Consider the following 16,039-nt stretch of genomic DNA (forward strand, 5'->3'; position numbering starts at 1 on the left):
GAAAACTTTCAGGCAACTGCAAACCATTTAGGAGAAGTACCATGACCATCGAAATGATCCAGACAGAGGAATTCAACCAAGGCACCCAGATCAAAGTGATCGGGGTGGGCGGCGGCGGCGGCAATGCCGTGGAGCACATGATCGAGCGCCAGGTCCAAGGCGTGGAATTCATCTGCGCCAACACCGACGCACAAGCCCTGGCCCGCAGCGCGGCCCACCGTTTTGTGCAACTGGGCCAAACCGGTCTGGGCGCTGGCAGCAAGCCCGACAAAGGCCGTGAAGCCGCGCAAGCCGCCGAGGCCGACATCCGCTCGGCCATTGAAGGTGCGCACATGTTGTTCATCACCGCCGGCATGGGCGGCGGCACCGGCACCGGCGCAGCGCCCGTGATCGCACGCATTGCCAAAGAGATGGGCATCTTGACTGTCGGCGTGGTCACCAAGCCTTTCGACTTTGAAGGCAAGCGCCGCATGGACAATGCCGACGAAGGCATGAAGGAACTCGAAGCCAGCGTGGACTCGCTGATCGTGGTGCTCAACGAAAAGCTGCTGGAGTTGCCTGGTGGCGAAGACATGACCCAAGACGAGGCTTTCTCGCATGCCAACGACGTGCTGAAAAATGCCGTGGGCGGCATTGCCGAAATCATCAACGTGCCCGGCCATGTGAACGTCGACTTTGAAGACGTGCGCACCGTCATGGGCGAGCCTGGCAAAGCCATGATGGGCACGGCCGCTGCCAGCGGTCCGGACCGCGCCCGCATCGCAGCCGAGCAAGCCGTGGCTTGCCCGCTGCTCGAAGGCGTGGACCTCAAGGGCGCGCGTGGTGTGCTGGTCTTGATCAGTGCCGCCAAGGGTTCCTTGAAGTTGTCCGAATCCAAGCAAGCCATGAACACCATTCGCGACTGCGCCTCGGAAGATGCGCACGTCATTTATGGCACTGCCTACGACGAGAGCCTGGGCGACCAGATCCGTGTGACCGTGGTGGCCACAGGCCTGGCCAAGGCCGGTGCTCGCCGCACAGCGCCTCCTTTGCAAGTGCTGCGCACCGGCACTGACAACGCCCCCTTCATGATGGGTGGGCAAGAGGCGGTGGCCACGCCCATGGGCAACGCAGCTGCCTTGGGCGCTGCGGGCATGAACACCCCGGCCATCTGGCGCAGCAACCGCACCCACGCAGCCGCGCGTGTGGACGGCATGGCCAATGCGGGCATGGACGACATCGAGATCCCCGCTTTCTTGCGCAAGCAAGCCGACTGATCCATTCGCCCTGCGGGCGATGTGGACCCAGGCCAGACCGGCACCCGCCGGTCTGGCTTTTTTTCAGGCACGGGGCCGTTTGAACAGACCAGCCATGGGCTTCTTGAACACCTTGTCAGCACACGACAAGACCGCCCGATTTAAAATGCCAACATGCTCGCTCAACGCACCCTCAAAACCCTGACCCAGGCCGTTGGCGTGGGTTTGCACAGTGGCCAGCGGGTCGAATTGACCCTGCGCCCGGCTGCACCTGACACCGGCATCGTGTTTCGCCGGGTGGACCTGCCCGAGCCGGTGGACATCCCCGTTCGGGCCGAATCGGTCACCGACACGCGACTGGCTTCGACCATCTCGGTGGGCCAGGCCAAGGTCTTCACGGTGGAGCACCTGATGTCGGCTTGCGCCGGGCTGGGCATCGACAACCTGTATGTGGACATCACCGCCGAAGAAGTGCCCATTCTGGATGGCTCAGCCTCTTCGTTTGTCTTCTTGTTGCAAAGTGCGGGCATCGTGGAGCAAAACGCGCCCAAGCGCTTTTTGCGGGTGCTCAAAACCGTGCAGGTCAGCGAAGGGGAGGGCAGCAACACCAAGTGGGCCAAGCTCGAGCCCTTTCACGGCTACAAACTCAGCTTCGAAATCGACTTCCGCCACCCCGCGGTCGACTCGACAGGCCAGCAGGTGGTGTTCGACATGTCCGAGGGCGTCTACGCGCGCGACATCGCCCGTGCCCGCACCTTCGGCTTCACCAAAGACGTGGAAATGATGCGCGCCAACGGCCTGGCCCTGGGCGGTGGCCTGGACAACGCCATCGTCATGGACGACTACAAGGTGCTCAACGCCGACGGCTTGCGTTACGACGACGAATTCGTCAAACACAAAATCCTGGACGCCATGGGCGACCTGTACATCGTGGGAAAACCTTTGTTGGCCGCCTACAGCGCCTTCCGCTCGGGCCACGCCATGAACAACCAGCTGCTGCGCGCACTGCTGGCCCAACCCGACGCCTACGAGATCGTGACCTTTGACAAGTCCAGCCAGGCTCCCAAAGGTTTTGCGGCCTTGCAGCCGGCCTGGTGAGCTGATTGGCGAACTGTTTGACGATTTCTGCGCCGCAATCGCCCTCGAGACTTCAGATCAGGCCGCTTGTTTTTTGGCGGGCCACAGCACAAAAGCGATCGAAGCGGTCATCAAACCCACTGCCGCCCAATCTTGCCAGTGCAAGATTTCGTTGAGCCACAGCGCACCACTGAACACGCCCAGCACCGGAATCAACATCACACTCAGCGTGGAGGCCACAGGGGGCAAACTGCGGGCCAGATAAAACCAGGCGGCATGCGCAAAGCCAAACACCAGCACCGCATTGAAAACGATGGCAAACCAGTTGCTGGACGATGGACTGACCCAACGCGCACTCTCCAGGCCCACGGCCAACAGGCTGATGACCACCGCCGTCAGCAGCGTCATCCAAAACGATATCGCCAAAGTCGGCACAGGCATGCGGGTGCGGCGCAGCAACTGGGTGCCCAAGGCCCAAGTGCTGGCAGCGGCCAAGGCCAGAAAAACGCCCACCGGGCGGCCGCTCAGGTTGGACAACTCATGCCAGAGCAGCAAAACCACCCCCAAGCTGGCCGCAGCCACCCCGGCCCAGGACCGTTTGGCCAGCTGATCGCCAAACACCCAAGCCCCCAAAAGGGCCGAAAACATGGGCATGGTGTAGCCCAAAATCGCCGCCCGTCCGCTGGAGAGCGATTGCACCGCCACGATCATCAGCGCGTGCCAGATGAACATGTTGAACACGGACAGCACCAGCAACTCACGCCAGTGGGCGCGCGGAATCCGAAAAGGCACCTTCATGAACACCAGCGCCATGCCCAAAATGGGCACGCCCAGCCACAGGCACATCATTCGGAAGGTGAGCGGTGGAAAACCCGTCACCCCCAGCTTCATGACGGGCCAATTGACCCCCCAAACCAGGGTGAGCAAAACCAGAAGGGTCCATTGGATCGGAGAAAGCTTGTGCATGGGCAGCATCTTAGACGGGCTTTAAAATCGCCCTATGACCTTCCTCGACATGCTGCGCGCCGCCGAGCGCCAAAACGGCTCCATGCTTTGCGTGGGCCTGGACCCCGAACCCACCAAGTTCCCCGCCGCCTACAAGGGCGACGCCAACAAAATCTACGACTTTTGCGCCCGCATCGTCGACGCTACGGCCGACCTGGTCAGCAGCTACAAGCCCCAAATTGCCTACTTTGCCGCACACCGCGCCGAAGGCCAGCTCGAACGGCTGATGGAACACATGCGCCGCGTGGCCCCGCATGTGCCCATCATTTTGGACGCCAAGCGCGGCGACATCGGCTCCACGGCAGAGCAATACGCCAAAGAAGCCTTTGAGCGCTACGGCGCTGACGCCGTGACCCTGTCCCCCTTCATGGGCTGGGATTCGGTGGCGCCTTACCTCAAGTACGAAGGCAAAGGTGCATTTTTGCTGTGCCGCACCTCCAACCCCGGCGGTGACGACCTGCAAAACCAGCGCCTGGCTTCGGTGGAAGGCCAGCCCCGCCTTTACGAACATGTGGCCCGCCTGGCCCAAGGCCCGTGGAACCTGAACGGCCAACTCGGCCTGGTGGTGGGCGCCACTTACCCGGCCGAGATCGAGCGCGTGCGCGAACTGGCCCCCACCGTACCCCTCTTGATCCCCGGTGTGGGCGCACAAGGCGGCGATGCCGTGGCCACCGTCAAGGCGGGCTGGCGTGCGAATGCCGACGGCTCCAGCGCAGGGGCCATCATCGTTAATTCGTCTCGTGCGGTGCTCTATGCATCGAGTGGCGACGACTTTGAAGCCGCGGCGCGCCAAGTGGCGATGAAGACGCGGGACATGCTGGAAGCGGCCAAGCCCCGATAAAGGAAACCTGCATGTACGAACATTTGGTCCTCAAAGAACAAGGCCGCTTGGTTGAAGTTCATTTGAACCGGCCCCAAGTTCGCCATGCCCTGTCTCGCGCCCTGATGCGCGAGATCACTGCCTTGGCGCGGGTCCTGAGCGATCGCACGGACATCGACGTGGTCATCCTCACGGGCGATGCGCGGTGCTTTTCGGCAGGTGCTGATTTGAACGATGCGCAAGCTTGGGCCGACGATAGCTTGTCCACTGTTCAGCGGCGCGACATTGCAGGCACGGGTTTTCGGATGTGCAAGGCCTGGGAAGAAATGCCGCAGATCACCATCGCCGCCATCGAAGGCTATGCCGTGGGCGGCGGGCTGGCGCTGTCTTTGGCCTGCGACTGGCGTGTGTTGGCGCAAGACGCCTTTGTGTCCTTGCCCGAAATCGCCTTGGGCATACCGCTCACCTGGGGCACCATCCCCCGTTTGGTCAACCTGCTGGGCCCGGCCAAAGCCAAGCGCCTGACCATCTTGTGCGAACGCGTGGCTGCGCCCGAAGCCCTGAGCCTTGGACTGGTCGACTACCTCAGTGACAAAGGCCAAGCCTTGATCCGCGCACAAGCCCTGGCCGCGCAAACCCTGGCCCAACCCGCCGCCACCATGCGCATGAGCAAAGAGTCGGTCAACGCGGCCGCCACGGCGCTGAACCATGCCACCTCGTACATGGCACACGACCAAATCGCGCTGGCCGCCTCCAGCCCCGAGTCACGGGCAGCGCGGGATCAGGCTTTGCGTTGAAGCCTGCAAGCCAAATTTCTATCGCTGGCGCATTCAGCAAGCCTCTGCTGTCACCTAAATGCACTCGCCCGACGCATGGTGTTCAGTGCAAAATGGATTTTTTGGTTCACCTTTGCACCTCAGGCGACGGCGGGATACATTCGGGCTTACCGAGAAATGTGGGATACGCCATATGAATCAGAAGTTTGGGGGGCTGGAATATGAGTTCTGAATTGCCAATGGAGCCCATGGCCCCCAAGGGCTATTCCGACTTTCTCATGGAAGTCAAAACCCAGATACGCCAGCGGCAGCTCCAGGCCCTGCGTGCTGTCAACAGCGAACTGTTGGCGCTTTATTGGTGGCCGGGTGAAAACATCAGCCAAAGACAAAACGCACTCGGCTGGGGAAAGTCCGTGGTCGAAAACCTGGCGCGAGACCTGCAAGCAGAGTTCCCCGGGCGCAACGGGTTTTCAGCCCAAAACCTGTGGGGCATGCGCCAGTTTTACAACGAATACCGTGACAAGCCAAAACTCCAATCGCTGATAGGAGAAATCAGCTGGGCAAAAAATTTGCTCATCATGGCCCGCTGCAAAGACGACCTCGAGCGCGAGTTTTACCTGCGTGCCACTGCCCGTTTTGGTTGGACCAGTAAAGTGTTGCAGCACCAACTGGACAACCACAGTTACCACCAGTACCTGCTCGGGCAGACCAACTTTGACGCCGCAGTGCCCGAGTGTGGTCGAGTACGCACTGCGCTCCGCCAGCCATGCGCTGGGCATTGCCACCTACACCGTCACCCCGCAACTGCCCGCAAGCTATCAGGCAGACTTGCCCAGCCCTGAGCAAATTGCAGCGCGGCTGCAAGGGTGGACGGGGCGTGATGGTTTGGCTTTGGATGTGCACGAAGGTGACTCGGACGAGGTTGAACCATGAACCACAGCCATGACAAGCGCACGAACGTGCTGATCGTCGATCAGCCCTTTGATGCCGACGGCAACGAAACCCCCTTTGGCCAGCGCTGGGGCGGGGAACGCTTCACCCTCAGCCCCGAACACCTAGCCGCCTTGCAAGCGGGCAAGACCATTGCCGTGGATGTGATGAATGAATATGCGGTGTTTTTGAAGTTGGGGGAGGGGGAGTGAGTTTCGGGTGGCAGTCTGTGTGCTTGGGTGAGCATGTCGATTCGTGGCCTGCAAGATGCCTGAGGTTCAGTGCCACGCATACCTTTCAACGCCCCAAACTCGAGTCCCCCACTGTCACCAAAATGCCCCCACCACACGCTGTTCGGTGCAAAATCTGTTTTTTGATTTCAGGCAGAGCGCACCATGCAACCATTCCATTTGGCTTTCCCCGTCACTTCTTTGGCCAAGGCCAGAGCGTTTTATGGCGATTTGTTGGGCTGTCCCGAAGGCCGCTCCAGTGAGCACTGGATCGACTTCAATTTTTACGGCCACCAAATCGTGGCGCACCTGAGCCCTTCCGAGGCGGGGCACCACAACACCAGCGCGGTCGATGGCGACAACGTGCCTGTGCGCCATTTTGGTTTGGTGATGGAGATGGGCCAGTGGGAGGCCATGGCCGACAAGCTCAAAAAAGCGGGCACCTCATTTGTCATTGAGCCACACATCCGATTCAAGGGCCAAGTGGGCGAGCAGGCCACCATGTTCTTTTTGGACCCTTGCGGCAACGCGGTGGAGTTCAAGGCCTTTGCCAACCCCGAAAGTCTTTTCGCCAAGTAAGCCGCAGCGCCTTTTTCAGGGCTTCAACGACTGCATCACCTGGGCGATGCAGTCGTTTGTTTTGGCGGCATCAATCCAGCGCATGATGCAGACCAGCTCCAGCACGGGATCGACCCAGGTGATGGAGGACCCCGCGCCAATGGCAAACCAGGAAGTGCGGGGCGCATCCTTGAACAGCGCGCCATCTTGGTTGAGCCAAATCAGGTAGCCGTAATAGGGCGCGATGTCGCAGGGCTGCTGCATCATCTGCAGCCATTGTTTTGACAAAAGTTGTTGGCCCTTGAACTGGCCTTGCCCCATGAGCATCAGACCAATCAGCGCCTGGTCCATGGCCGAGATGGACACGCCGCCGCCCCAGTGGCTGCCGCCCGGCACCGACATCATGCGTTGGCCGTTGACCTCGGTCCAGCCTTGCTCGTAACCCACCCATTGAAACGTGTCCGTGCACCCCAGAGGTTGTCGGAAAAATTCTTCAAACACCTCGGGCAGCGGCCGCTTGAACAGGTGCAGCAAGGCCAATGACAGTTGGTTGATACGCACGTCGTTGTATTCATACCGCGAGCCCGGCTCGCCCAGTGGCCGTGCATCGCCTTTTTGGCCGTCGGCTTGGCCCGTTTGGTAAGGCAGCCAGCGGTAGCGGTCGACTTGTTCCGGAATGCCCAAACAAGTGCCTTCCCATTCGCTGGTTTGCTGCAGCAAATGGTGCCAGGTGATGCGCGAGAGCCGATCGCCCTCAAAGCCAATGCCGGGGCATTGCTGAACCACGGGGGTGTGGACGTCTTGGATCAGCCCTTGGTCAAAGGCCAGGCCGGCCAGCAAGGCCAAGTAGGTTTTGGCCACGCTGAAGGTGAGGTCGGCCTTGTGCGGCTCGCCCCATTGGGCCAAGAGTTGGTGCCGGTGAAACAAAACCCCAGACACAGGCCCACGCCCATGGACTGGGCCATACAAGCGGTTGTAGGGCGGTGGGTCCACATCATGGATGCCCCAAGGCGGTGAGGTGTCACGCGACCAGGGTGTTTCGCACGATTGGATGAATGCCAGGGCCGATTCAAGGGATGGGGTCATGCGCAAGCTCGTATCAAGAAAGGGGGGGCGTCTGGGCGATCAGCTCAGCGCTGCTTTGGCGGCCTGCTGTGATTTGTAAACGAGTTTGCGCGCCATGCTCCAGCGGTGCACTTCACTCGGGCCGTCATAAATTCTGAAGGCGCGCATGTCCATGAAGATGCGCATGACGGGCGTATCGCCCGTCACGCCCTGGCCGCCCAGAATCTGCACGCAGCGGTCTACCACGCGCCACTCGGCTTCGGAGCAGGCCACTTTGGCGCGGCTCGATTCAAAGCCGCCTTTTTGGCCTTGGTCGAGCAGCCAGGCGGTGTGCCAGATGTGCAGGCGGGCGGTGTGCAGGTCGATGTCGTTGTCGGCCAGCATGAAGCCCACGCCTTCGTGTTCGGCCAGCGGTTTGCCAAAGGCGTGGCGGCGGCTGGCGTAGTCGAGCGCGATGTCGTGTGCGCGCCGCGCCTGCCCCAGCCAGCGCATGCAGTGTGTCAGGCGTGCCGGTGCCAGCCGAATCTGCGCGTAGCGAAAGCCCTGGCCCACTTCGCCCAGCACGTCGGTGGCGGGCACGCGCAGGTTCTCAAAGCGCAGCACGCCGTGGCCGCCTGTGAAGCAGTTGTCCAGTGTGTCCATGCTGCGCTCGTGGTGGATGCCGGGCTGGTCCATGTCGGCCAAAAACATGGTGGCCGAGCCGTCTTCCATGCGCGCCATGACGATGACGTAATCCGCCCCGTCGGCGCCGGTGATGAACCATTTGCGGCCATTGATCAGGTAGTCGTCGCCGTCGCGCACAGCGGTGGTTTTGAGCATCGACGGGTCAGCGCCCGCGCCGGGGTCGGGCTCGGTCATGGCAAAGCATGAGCGCGTGAGGCCCGCTGCCTGCGGGCGCAGCCAGCGTTCTTTTTGCGCGGGGGTGGCCACCTCTTCCATCAGGTGGATGTTGCCTTCGTCGGGGGCGTGGATGTTGAGCGCGGTGGGCCCCAGGTTGGAGTAACCGGCTTCTTCAAACACCACCGCTTTGGCGATGTGGCTCAGACCCAGGCCGCCCATTTCTTTGGAAGCGTGTGGTGTGAGCAAGCCGGCTGCACGAGCGCGCGCCACCAGCTCACGGCGCAAGTCTTCAGACGGGCCGTGCAGGCCATGGCGCGGGTCGCCTTCCAAAGGGATCACTTGTTCGGCAATGAACTGCCGCGTGCGCTCGCGCAGGGCTGCAATGTCCGGTGGGATGTCGAAGTTCATGCTGGCGTTTTCTCAAAGTTTGATCAATGTTTCTAGAGGCGATTGGAAAGCCTGCGTCGGCCGCGCCCTGTCCGGCCTGTGACTGGGTGTCGCCGGGGTGTCTATTCTTGATGTCTGCGGCGACTGTCATCTGTGTGGCATGGGTCAAATCAGGCGGGTGCTAGTCTGCAGGGCATGGGCACAAGACTGGGCCATGCCCCTGCCCTAAAAAAGGAAAACCATGAAGCTTTACACCGCCCACCGCGCCCCCAGCCCCCGCCGGGTGTTGATGTTTTTGATTGAGAAAAACATCACCGGCATCGAGATGGTCAACATGGACCTGAACGGCGGCGAGCACCGCCAGCCTGACTATTTGGCCAAAAGCCCGCTGGCCAAAGTGCCCGCGCTGGAACTGGATGACGGCCGTGTGATCACCGAGACCCGGGCGATCTGCACCTTGCTGGAGGGCCGCTACCCCGAGCCCAACCTGATGGGTGTGGGTGATGAGCGCGGCTTCATCGAGATGGCCGACCGGCAGGTGGAGTTGTATTTGCTGGGCGGCATTGCCAATGCGATCCGCCACAGTCACCCGGGCTTGGCGGCTTTGGAGAAGCCGCAGTTCCCCGAGTTTGGTCGCTCACAGGCCGAGAAGGTGCGCGATGTGGCGCGGGGTTTTGACCAGCGGCTGCAAAGCCAGCCCTTCATTGCGGGCGAGCGCTTCACCATCGCCGACATCACCGCGTTTTGCGCACTGGAGTTTGCGCGGGGGCTGATGAAATTTGTGCCCGGCGACGAGGGCATGAGCGCCCTGCAAGCCTGGCGCGACCGCATGAACGAGCGGCCGAGCGCCAGGGCTTGAGGCTGAGGACTTAAATCACGCCCTGGGCCAGCATCGCGTCGGCCACTTTCACGAAACCGGCGATGTTCGCGCCGTCGATGTAGCTCACGCTGCCGTCGCTGCGCTTGCCGTACTTCAGGCAGGCGGCGTGGATGTTTTGCATGATGCCCAGCAGGCGGGCGTCCACCTCTTCGCGGCTCCACGACAGGCGCAGCGCGTTCTGGCTCATTTCCAGACCCGAGGTGGCCACGCCACCGGCGTTGCTGGCCTTGCCCGGTGCGTACAGCACGCCCGCCGCTTCGAAGGCTTTGGCTGCTTCGATGGTCGAGGGCATGTTGGCGCCTTCGGCCACGCAGATCACGCCGTTGGCGATCAGGGTCTTGGCGTCGTTGGCGTCGAGCTCGTTTTGGGTGGCGCAGGGCAGGGCCACGTCCACCTTGATGTGCCAAGGGGTCTTGCCGGCTTCGAATCGGGCACCGACCAGCTGGGCGTAGTCGTCGACGCGGCCGTAGTCGTGGTTTTTGACCTTCATCAGGATGGCGAGTTTTTCGGGGGTGAAGCCGTCTTCATCGACCACGGTGCCGCTCGAATCGGACACGGTCACAACCTTGGCACCCAGGGCCATGGCTTTTTCGACCGCGTATTGGGCCACGTTGCCCGAGCCGGAGACCGACACGCGCATGCCTTCAAAGGACATGCCGCGGGTCTTGAGCATTTCGTCGGCAAAGTAGACGGTGCCGTAGCCAGTGGCCTCGGGGCGAATCAGCGAGCCGCCAAAGCTCAGGCCCTTGCCGGTGAAGACGCTGGCGGCGTTGTTCGAGAGTTTTTTGTACATGCCGGCGATGAAGCCGACTTCGCGGCCACCCACGCCGATGTCACCCGCTGGTACATCGGTGTCTGGGCCGACATGGCGGAACAACTCGGAAGCAAAAGCCTGGCAAAAGCGCATGACTTCGCCTTTGCTCTTGCCTTTGGGGTCGAAGTCGGAGCCGCCTTTGCCGCCGCCCATGGGCAGGGTGGTCAGCGCGTTTTTGAAGGTCTGCTCGAAAGCCAGGAACTTGAGCACCGACAGGTTGACCGAGGGGTGAAAACGCAGGCCGCCTTTGTAGGGGCCAATGGCCATGCTGTGCTGGATGCGGTAGCCCTTGTTGACTTGCACCTGGCCTTTGTCGTCAACCCAGGAGATCCGGAACATGACCACGCGCTCGGGCTCGACCAAGCGCTCGAGCAAGGCTTGCTCGGCATATTGGGGGTGCTGCTCGATGAAGGGCCAGAGGCTTTCCATGACCTCGGTGACCGCCTGCATGAATTCGGGTTGGCCGGGGTTGCGGTCGTTGACCGTGGCGAGAAACTGGGCCAGGCTGCCTGTTGTCATGGATGCTCCGTTTGAGTGCGTTTGGATAAAAAGGAATCAGATTTTCACACAGGGAAATCCCTGTATTGGTGTTCTGGTCCCATTTTTGGCGCAATTTTCAGGAGTGGTGGGTGGTAAATGCCCTTATTTGGTGCAATGTATCGGACGGCAAAGACAGTACTTGGGGTGCGCTGTCAACCGCACCCCAAGCCCCAAGTGGCCTCAGCTGAACACGCCGCCGTAGTCCTTGCGCAGGTCGTTTTTCTGCACCTTGCCGGTGCCACCCACGGGCAGGGATTCGAGGAAGACCACGTCGTCGGGCACCCACCATTTGGCGACCTTGGTGGCCAAAAAGTCCAGGATCTCCTGCTTCTCAACCGTTTGGCCCGGCTTGCGCACGATGAACAGCAGCGGGCGCTCGTCCCACTTGGGGTGCTTGACGCCAATGACGGCGGCCATGCCCACAGCGGGGTGACCGATGGCGGCGTTTTCCAGGTCAATCGAGCTGATCCACTCGCCCCCGGTCTTGATCACGTCTTTGGTGCGGTCGCGGATTTGCATGGTGCCTTGTGCGTCGATGGTGGCGATGTCGCCCGTGGGGAACCAGCCGTCGATCAGCGCGGTTTTCTCGGCCTTGAAGTAGCGCTCCACGATCCACTGGCCGCGCACCATGAGCTCGCCTTGGGATGTACCGTCGCGTGGCAGTGTGGCCCCGTTTTCGTCCACGATTTTGATCTCGATGCCCGAAACCGCGCGGCCTTGTTTGGCTACGATCGCGTGTTGCTCGGCTGCAGGTTTGAGGCGGTCGGTGCGGGTCAGCAAACTCATGGTGGCCACGGCGGTGGTTTCGGTCATGCCCCAGCCGTGGCGCACTTCCACGCCATAGTTGTCCACAAACTTGGCGATCAGTGCCATGGGCATGGCCGAGCCGCCCACGCAGGTGCGCTTCATGTGGGCAAAGCGCAAGTTGTTTTGCTCCACATGCTGGATCAGACCCATCCAGATGGTGGGCACGCCCGCGCTGATGGTGACCTGCTCGCTGTCCATCAGCTCGTACAAGCTGGTGCCGTCGAGTTTGGGGCCGGGCAAGACCAGCTTGGTGCCTGCCACCAGTGCGGCGTAGGGGATGCACCAGGCGTTGATGTGGAACATGGGTACCACGGGCAAGATGGTCTCTTGCGAGGACAGGCCCAGCACATCGGGCATGCAGCCGGCCGTGGCGTTCATGACGATGGCGCGGTGCGAGTACAGCACGCCCTTGGGATTGCCGGTGGTGCCCGAGGTGTAGCACAGCGCTGCACCCGTGTTCTCGTCCAGCTCGGGCCAAGCAAAAGTGGTGGGGTGCGCTGCGATCAGGTCTTCGTAGTTCAGCACGCTCACGCCCTCAATCGCGGGCGTGTTGGCCGCATCGGCCAGGCAGACCCAGGCGCGCACTTTGGGGCAATGCGCGGCAATGCCTTTGACGAGCGGCGCAAAGGTGGCGTCAAACAGCACGACTTCGTCTTCGGCGTGGTTGATCACGTAGATCAGCTGCTGCGGGTGCAGGCGCGGGTTGCAGGTGTGCATGACCATGCCGCTGCCCGAGACCGCGTAATAGGCCTCCAGGTGGCGGTGGTTGTTCCAGGCGATCGAGCCAACCGCGCTGCCCGCCTTCAGGCCCATCTGCGCCAAAGCGTTGGCCAGTTGGCGCGAGCGCCGGGCCACATCGGCATAGGTGCTGCGGTGCAAGGGGCCGTGCGTCTCGCGCGAGACGACTTCCTGCTCGCCAAACTGGGCAGCGCCGTGTTCAAGAATGCCCGAAATGAGCATGGGGCAGTTCATCATGAGGCCGGGTTGGGGCATGGGGGAGACTCCTGAAGGTGTGGTTTAAATACGAAGTGCGGCCGCAACAATAACAGCTCATGCGATCGCGTTTGCAAGCTGTGTTTGGGTATCTGTGGCACCCCTTAAAGAGAGGTTGCGATTGACAAAGCTGCCGTCAGATCACGTAGCCACCGTTGGGGCTGATGACCTGGCCTACAAGGTAATGGTCTTGCGCCGCTAAAAACACGGCCACGTTGGCGTATTCCTCGGGGCGGCCGAGTCGCCCGCTGGGCACCATTTGGTAGAGGCTGTTTTTCTGGTCTTCGCTGGCGCTGGCCAGATACGACTCGAACGGTGGGGTGAGCACGCCGCCGCAGGCAATGGCATTGACGTAGATGTTGGCACCGGCCACATCCAATGCTGTGGTTTGGGTCAGGCTGATGACCCCCGCCTTGGTGGCCGAATAACCTGGGCTGTGGGTGCTGCCTGCACCCAGCCCGGCAATCGATGCGATGTTGATGATGCGCCCCGATTTTTGGGGCTGCATGAAGCGCAAGGCGGCACGCGTGCAATAAAACACGCCGTGCATGTTGACGCCCCACCACTTGAGCCAGTCTTCGTCGGACAAGGAGGCGACGATGCCCAAGGCCTGACGGGGCATGGGCGTGGTCATGTAGGCGTAGTGCAGGTTGCGCCGTTCGGTCTCGGTGGGCGAGTTGGGAATGCGCGCCGCGTTGTTGACCAGCACGTCCACCGTGCCAAAGCGCTCCCCTGCAAGGGCAAACATGTTGTCGACGGCCGTGCTGCTGGAGACATCGCATTCCAGCGCGAGGCAGTCGGCACCCAAGGCCTGCACCGCCGCCTGCGTGGTGTGCAAGGCCTCCAGGTTCACGTCGCAGATGACCAGCGATGCGCCTTGTCGGGCCATGGCTTGGGCGATGGTGCCGCCCAGGCCCAGCCCAGCCCCGGTGACCAGCACCACCTTGCCTTGCAGCTGCATGGTGCTTTACTCGGGCTTGTAGTTGACTGACTTCAGCATGACGCCCACAGACTCGTAGTCCTCCTGCAGGCTTTTGGCCATTTGTTCAGGTGTGGGTGGGTTTTGGGTGTTCACGTTCAGGCCCACAGCCATCAGGCGGTCACGCACAGCGGGTGTGGCCAGTGCCTTGAGGGCTTCTTCGCGAATGCGTTTGAATGCAGCATCGGGGTGCCCTGGCACGGCCCACAAGCCCAGCCATGCGGTGCGGGTCATGTCCTTGAAGCCGAGCTCGGCCATGGTCGGCACATCGGGCAAGGCATGCGAACGCTGTGGTGATGTGACCGCGAATGCACGCAACTTGCCGCCTTTGATGTTGGGTACCGAAGTGGGCAAGCCGTCAAACATGAATTGGACAGAACCGCCCATCACATCTTGCAGTGCGGGTGGCGAACCTTTGTAACCCACATGGTTCATGTCTAGGCCCGCCAGTTTGTTGAGCTGAAGACCCAGCACGTGTGACAAGGTGCCCGGCGTGTAGGACGCAAAGTTGATCTTGCCCGGATTGGCTTTCACATAGGCGATCATCTCTTTCAGGTCCTTGGGGGGCAAGGCCGCATTGCCCACCAGCACCAGCCCGCTGCCAGCCAGCTCGACCACAGGTTTGAGGTCTTTGAACGGATCGTATTTGGGTTTGATCGTGTAAGGCAGTTCGGTCACCAGCGCGTTGACCGACAACAAATAGGTGTGGCCATCTTTGGGGGCCGACAGCATGGCGTCCATGGCGATCGCGCCACCTGCACCCGGTTTGTTGTCCACCACCACCGGCTGGCCCATGCTGGTGGACATGGCATTGCCCACCAAGCGGGCAATGATGTCGGCGGTGCCACCTGCGGGCGCGCCGACCACGATTTTGATGGGGCGGTCGGACAGCGGTTGCGCTTGTACGCCGAGGCTGAAAGCGCTGAGCGCCAGGCCCAGTGAGAGTAGTGCGCGGCGGGGTGCAGAGGAAGGGCGTGTGGTGGTGTTCATGTTTGTCTCCTGTGTGTTTGTGAGGGTTGTTCAGGCGGTCTGAAAGTGTCGCACCGGGGTGCCGCGTTCGCCAGGACGGCGGTTGGGTGCATAGCCCAAGCGGGCCAAAGTTTCGTCGGTGTCTTTGTAGAACTGACCGATTTGGTAGATATTGCGGGCTTCGTCGCCATTGGCCACGTCGCGGTTGAGCAGGCGCGCTTGCTTGACCATGTGTTCGACCTGTTGCACCGAACTCATGCGTTCGCGGTGGGGGCCATTGAGGGTGTCTTCAATGCCGCAGCGCACATGCAAACCCAAGGCAATCGCCATGGCGGTCATGGGGTACACATGGCGGTTCAGGGTTTCCAGCGTCAGCACCGCGCCATCGGGCACGCGGCGCACGAACTCCAGCATGTCGGCCGGGTTAAGCCCAGCCACGCTGCCACCGATGGCAACGTAATTCAAAATCAACGGGCCGCAGTAGTGCCCACGGCGAATCAGGCGTTCGACCGATTCGAGCTGGTGGATATGCCCCAGCATGAAGTGCGGCTGGATGCCTGCGGCCACCAAGCGGCGGATGTGTTCGCGGTGCCAGCTGGGGTTGGAGGGCACAACCATGTCTTCATAAGCGGCCTGCAGCTGCGGGTTTTCAAAAGAGGTGCCGGTGAAATCGCCGTCCATCATCAGGTCCATGATGTTCATCTGGCTGGTGTTCACGGCCACCGTGACCTGGTCTGGTTTGGGGTCCAGATCGGCCAGCATGTGCCGGGTGTCATCCGATAACCATTTGGCGGCCTGGCCATCGTCTTCGGGCGCAAACGAGATCGAGCCGCCGACCTGCAGGACCATTTTGGGCACCGCCTCGCGCAGGCGCGCCAGCATCTCGTTGAACATCGACAGGCGCTTGCTGCCTTTGCCATCGGCCTCGCGCACATGCACATGCAGCACGGTGGCTCCCGCGTTGTAGCAATCCACCGCTTTCTGGATTTGGTCATCCATCGTGACCGGGATGTCGCTGCTGTCGCCGGGTGCCCATTGGGGGCCGTAAGGCGCGACCTGGATCACGAGTTTTTGCTGGTTTTCAGGCAGAAGCGAGTCGTCAAGGAAATGCATGGGGTTGTCCTTTTGAAAAAA

At 61.5% G+C, this 16,039-nt stretch carries 16 protein-coding genes; 8 read left to right on the forward strand and 8 right to left on the reverse strand.

Annotated features, from left to right (window positions below):
* Nucleotides 1-41: 41 nt before the first annotated feature.
* Nucleotides 42-1,256 carry a cell division protein FtsZ gene (ftsZ, locus tag QZ190_RS08930; protein WP_291915417.1) on the forward strand — a complete coding sequence of 405 codons (1,215 nt, stop codon included), beginning with the start codon at nt 42-44 and terminating at the stop codon, nt 1,254-1,256.
* Nucleotides 1,257-1,409: 153 nt separating this feature from the next.
* A complete protein-coding gene (gene lpxC, locus QZ190_RS08935; protein WP_291915418.1) occupies nt 1,410-2,333 on the forward strand; it encodes a UDP-3-O-acyl-N-acetylglucosamine deacetylase in 924 nt (307 codons plus the stop codon).
* Between the two features lie 57 nt (nt 2,334-2,390).
* On the opposite strand, the gene QZ190_RS08940 is transcribed toward lpxC, so the two are convergent.
* Complete coding sequence (locus tag QZ190_RS08940) at nt 2,391-3,278, reverse strand: DMT family transporter (RefSeq protein ID WP_291915419.1); 888 nt, start codon at nt 3,276-3,278, stop codon at nt 2,391-2,393.
* A 34-nt stretch (nt 3,279-3,312) separates the two neighbouring features.
* Here QZ190_RS08940 and pyrF point away from each other — a divergent pair, with 34 nt between their 5' ends.
* The 5 genes from pyrF (at nt 3,313) to QZ190_RS08965 (ending at nt 6,652) form a co-directional block, all read left to right on the forward strand.
* Complete coding sequence (pyrF, locus tag QZ190_RS08945) at nt 3,313-4,158, forward strand: orotidine-5'-phosphate decarboxylase (RefSeq protein ID WP_291915420.1); 846 nt, start codon at nt 3,313-3,315, stop codon at nt 4,156-4,158.
* Between the two features lie 11 nt (nt 4,159-4,169).
* The gene (locus QZ190_RS08950) at nt 4,170-4,934 is read left to right on the forward strand and encodes an enoyl-CoA hydratase/isomerase family protein (RefSeq protein ID WP_291915421.1); all 765 of its coding nucleotides are present in this window, start codon (nt 4,170-4,172) and stop codon (nt 4,932-4,934) included.
* 200 nt (nt 4,935-5,134) lie between these two features.
* A complete protein-coding gene (locus QZ190_RS08955; RefSeq protein ID WP_291915422.1) occupies nt 5,135-5,755 on the forward strand; it encodes a DUF1016 N-terminal domain-containing protein in 621 nt (206 codons plus the stop codon).
* An 87-nt stretch (nt 5,756-5,842) separates the two neighbouring features.
* Nucleotides 5,843-6,055: a hypothetical protein gene (locus QZ190_RS08960; protein WP_291915423.1), complete on the forward strand. Its 213-nt coding sequence runs from the start codon at nt 5,843-5,845 to the stop codon at nt 6,053-6,055.
* Between the two features lie 183 nt (nt 6,056-6,238).
* Nucleotides 6,239-6,652: a VOC family protein gene (locus tag QZ190_RS08965; protein ID WP_089953187.1), complete on the forward strand. Its 414-nt coding sequence runs from the start codon at nt 6,239-6,241 to the stop codon at nt 6,650-6,652.
* A 15-nt stretch (nt 6,653-6,667) separates the two neighbouring features.
* Here the strand turns inward: QZ190_RS08965 and QZ190_RS08970 are convergent, their stop codons facing one another.
* The gene (locus tag QZ190_RS08970) at nt 6,668-7,717 is read right to left on the reverse strand and encodes a serine hydrolase (protein ID WP_291915424.1); all 1,050 of its coding nucleotides are present in this window, start codon (nt 7,715-7,717) and stop codon (nt 6,668-6,670) included.
* Between the two features lie 39 nt (nt 7,718-7,756).
* Nucleotides 7,757-8,944: an acyl-CoA dehydrogenase family protein gene (locus tag QZ190_RS08975; RefSeq protein ID WP_291915425.1), complete on the reverse strand. Its 1,188-nt coding sequence runs from the start codon at nt 8,942-8,944 to the stop codon at nt 7,757-7,759.
* Nucleotides 8,945-9,164: 220 nt separating this feature from the next.
* Here QZ190_RS08975 and QZ190_RS08980 point away from each other — a divergent pair, with 220 nt between their 5' ends.
* On the forward strand, nt 9,165-9,782 hold the full coding sequence (locus QZ190_RS08980) for a glutathione S-transferase family protein (RefSeq protein WP_291915426.1): 618 nt from the start codon (nt 9,165-9,167) through the stop codon (nt 9,780-9,782).
* A 10-nt stretch (nt 9,783-9,792) separates the two neighbouring features.
* On the opposite strand, the gene gdhA is transcribed toward QZ190_RS08980, so the two are convergent.
* The 5 genes from gdhA to QZ190_RS09005 all read right to left on the reverse strand — a co-directional run bounded on the left by gdhA (nt 9,793) and on the right by QZ190_RS09005 (nt 16,018).
* The gene (gene gdhA / locus QZ190_RS08985; protein ID WP_291915427.1) at nt 9,793-11,136 is read right to left on the reverse strand and encodes an NADP-specific glutamate dehydrogenase; all 1,344 of its coding nucleotides are present in this window, start codon (nt 11,134-11,136) and stop codon (nt 9,793-9,795) included.
* 201 nt (nt 11,137-11,337) lie between these two features.
* Nucleotides 11,338-12,957 (reverse strand): long-chain-fatty-acid--CoA ligase, encoded by a 1,620-nt coding sequence (locus QZ190_RS08990; RefSeq protein ID WP_291915428.1) that lies wholly within the window; start codon nt 12,955-12,957, stop codon nt 11,338-11,340.
* 136 nt (nt 12,958-13,093) lie between these two features.
* Nucleotides 13,094-13,918 carry an SDR family NAD(P)-dependent oxidoreductase gene (locus tag QZ190_RS08995; protein WP_291915429.1) on the reverse strand — a complete coding sequence of 275 codons (825 nt, stop codon included), beginning with the start codon at nt 13,916-13,918 and terminating at the stop codon, nt 13,094-13,096.
* Nucleotides 13,919-13,924: 6 nt separating this feature from the next.
* Nucleotides 13,925-14,926, reverse strand: coding sequence for a tripartite tricarboxylate transporter substrate binding protein (locus tag QZ190_RS09000; protein ID WP_291915430.1), 1,002 nt, complete (start codon nt 14,924-14,926; stop codon nt 13,925-13,927).
* A gap of 30 nt (nt 14,927-14,956) precedes the next feature.
* Entirely contained in the window at nt 14,957-16,018 is a 1,062-nt protein-coding gene (locus QZ190_RS09005) for a 3-keto-5-aminohexanoate cleavage protein (protein WP_291915431.1), read from the reverse strand.
* Nucleotides 16,019-16,039 lie beyond the last annotated feature (21 nt).

It is taken from the genome of Limnohabitans sp. (assembly GCF_017848645.1).
In the GTDB taxonomy this organism is placed as follows: domain Bacteria; phylum Pseudomonadota; class Gammaproteobacteria; order Burkholderiales; family Burkholderiaceae_C; genus Limnohabitans_A.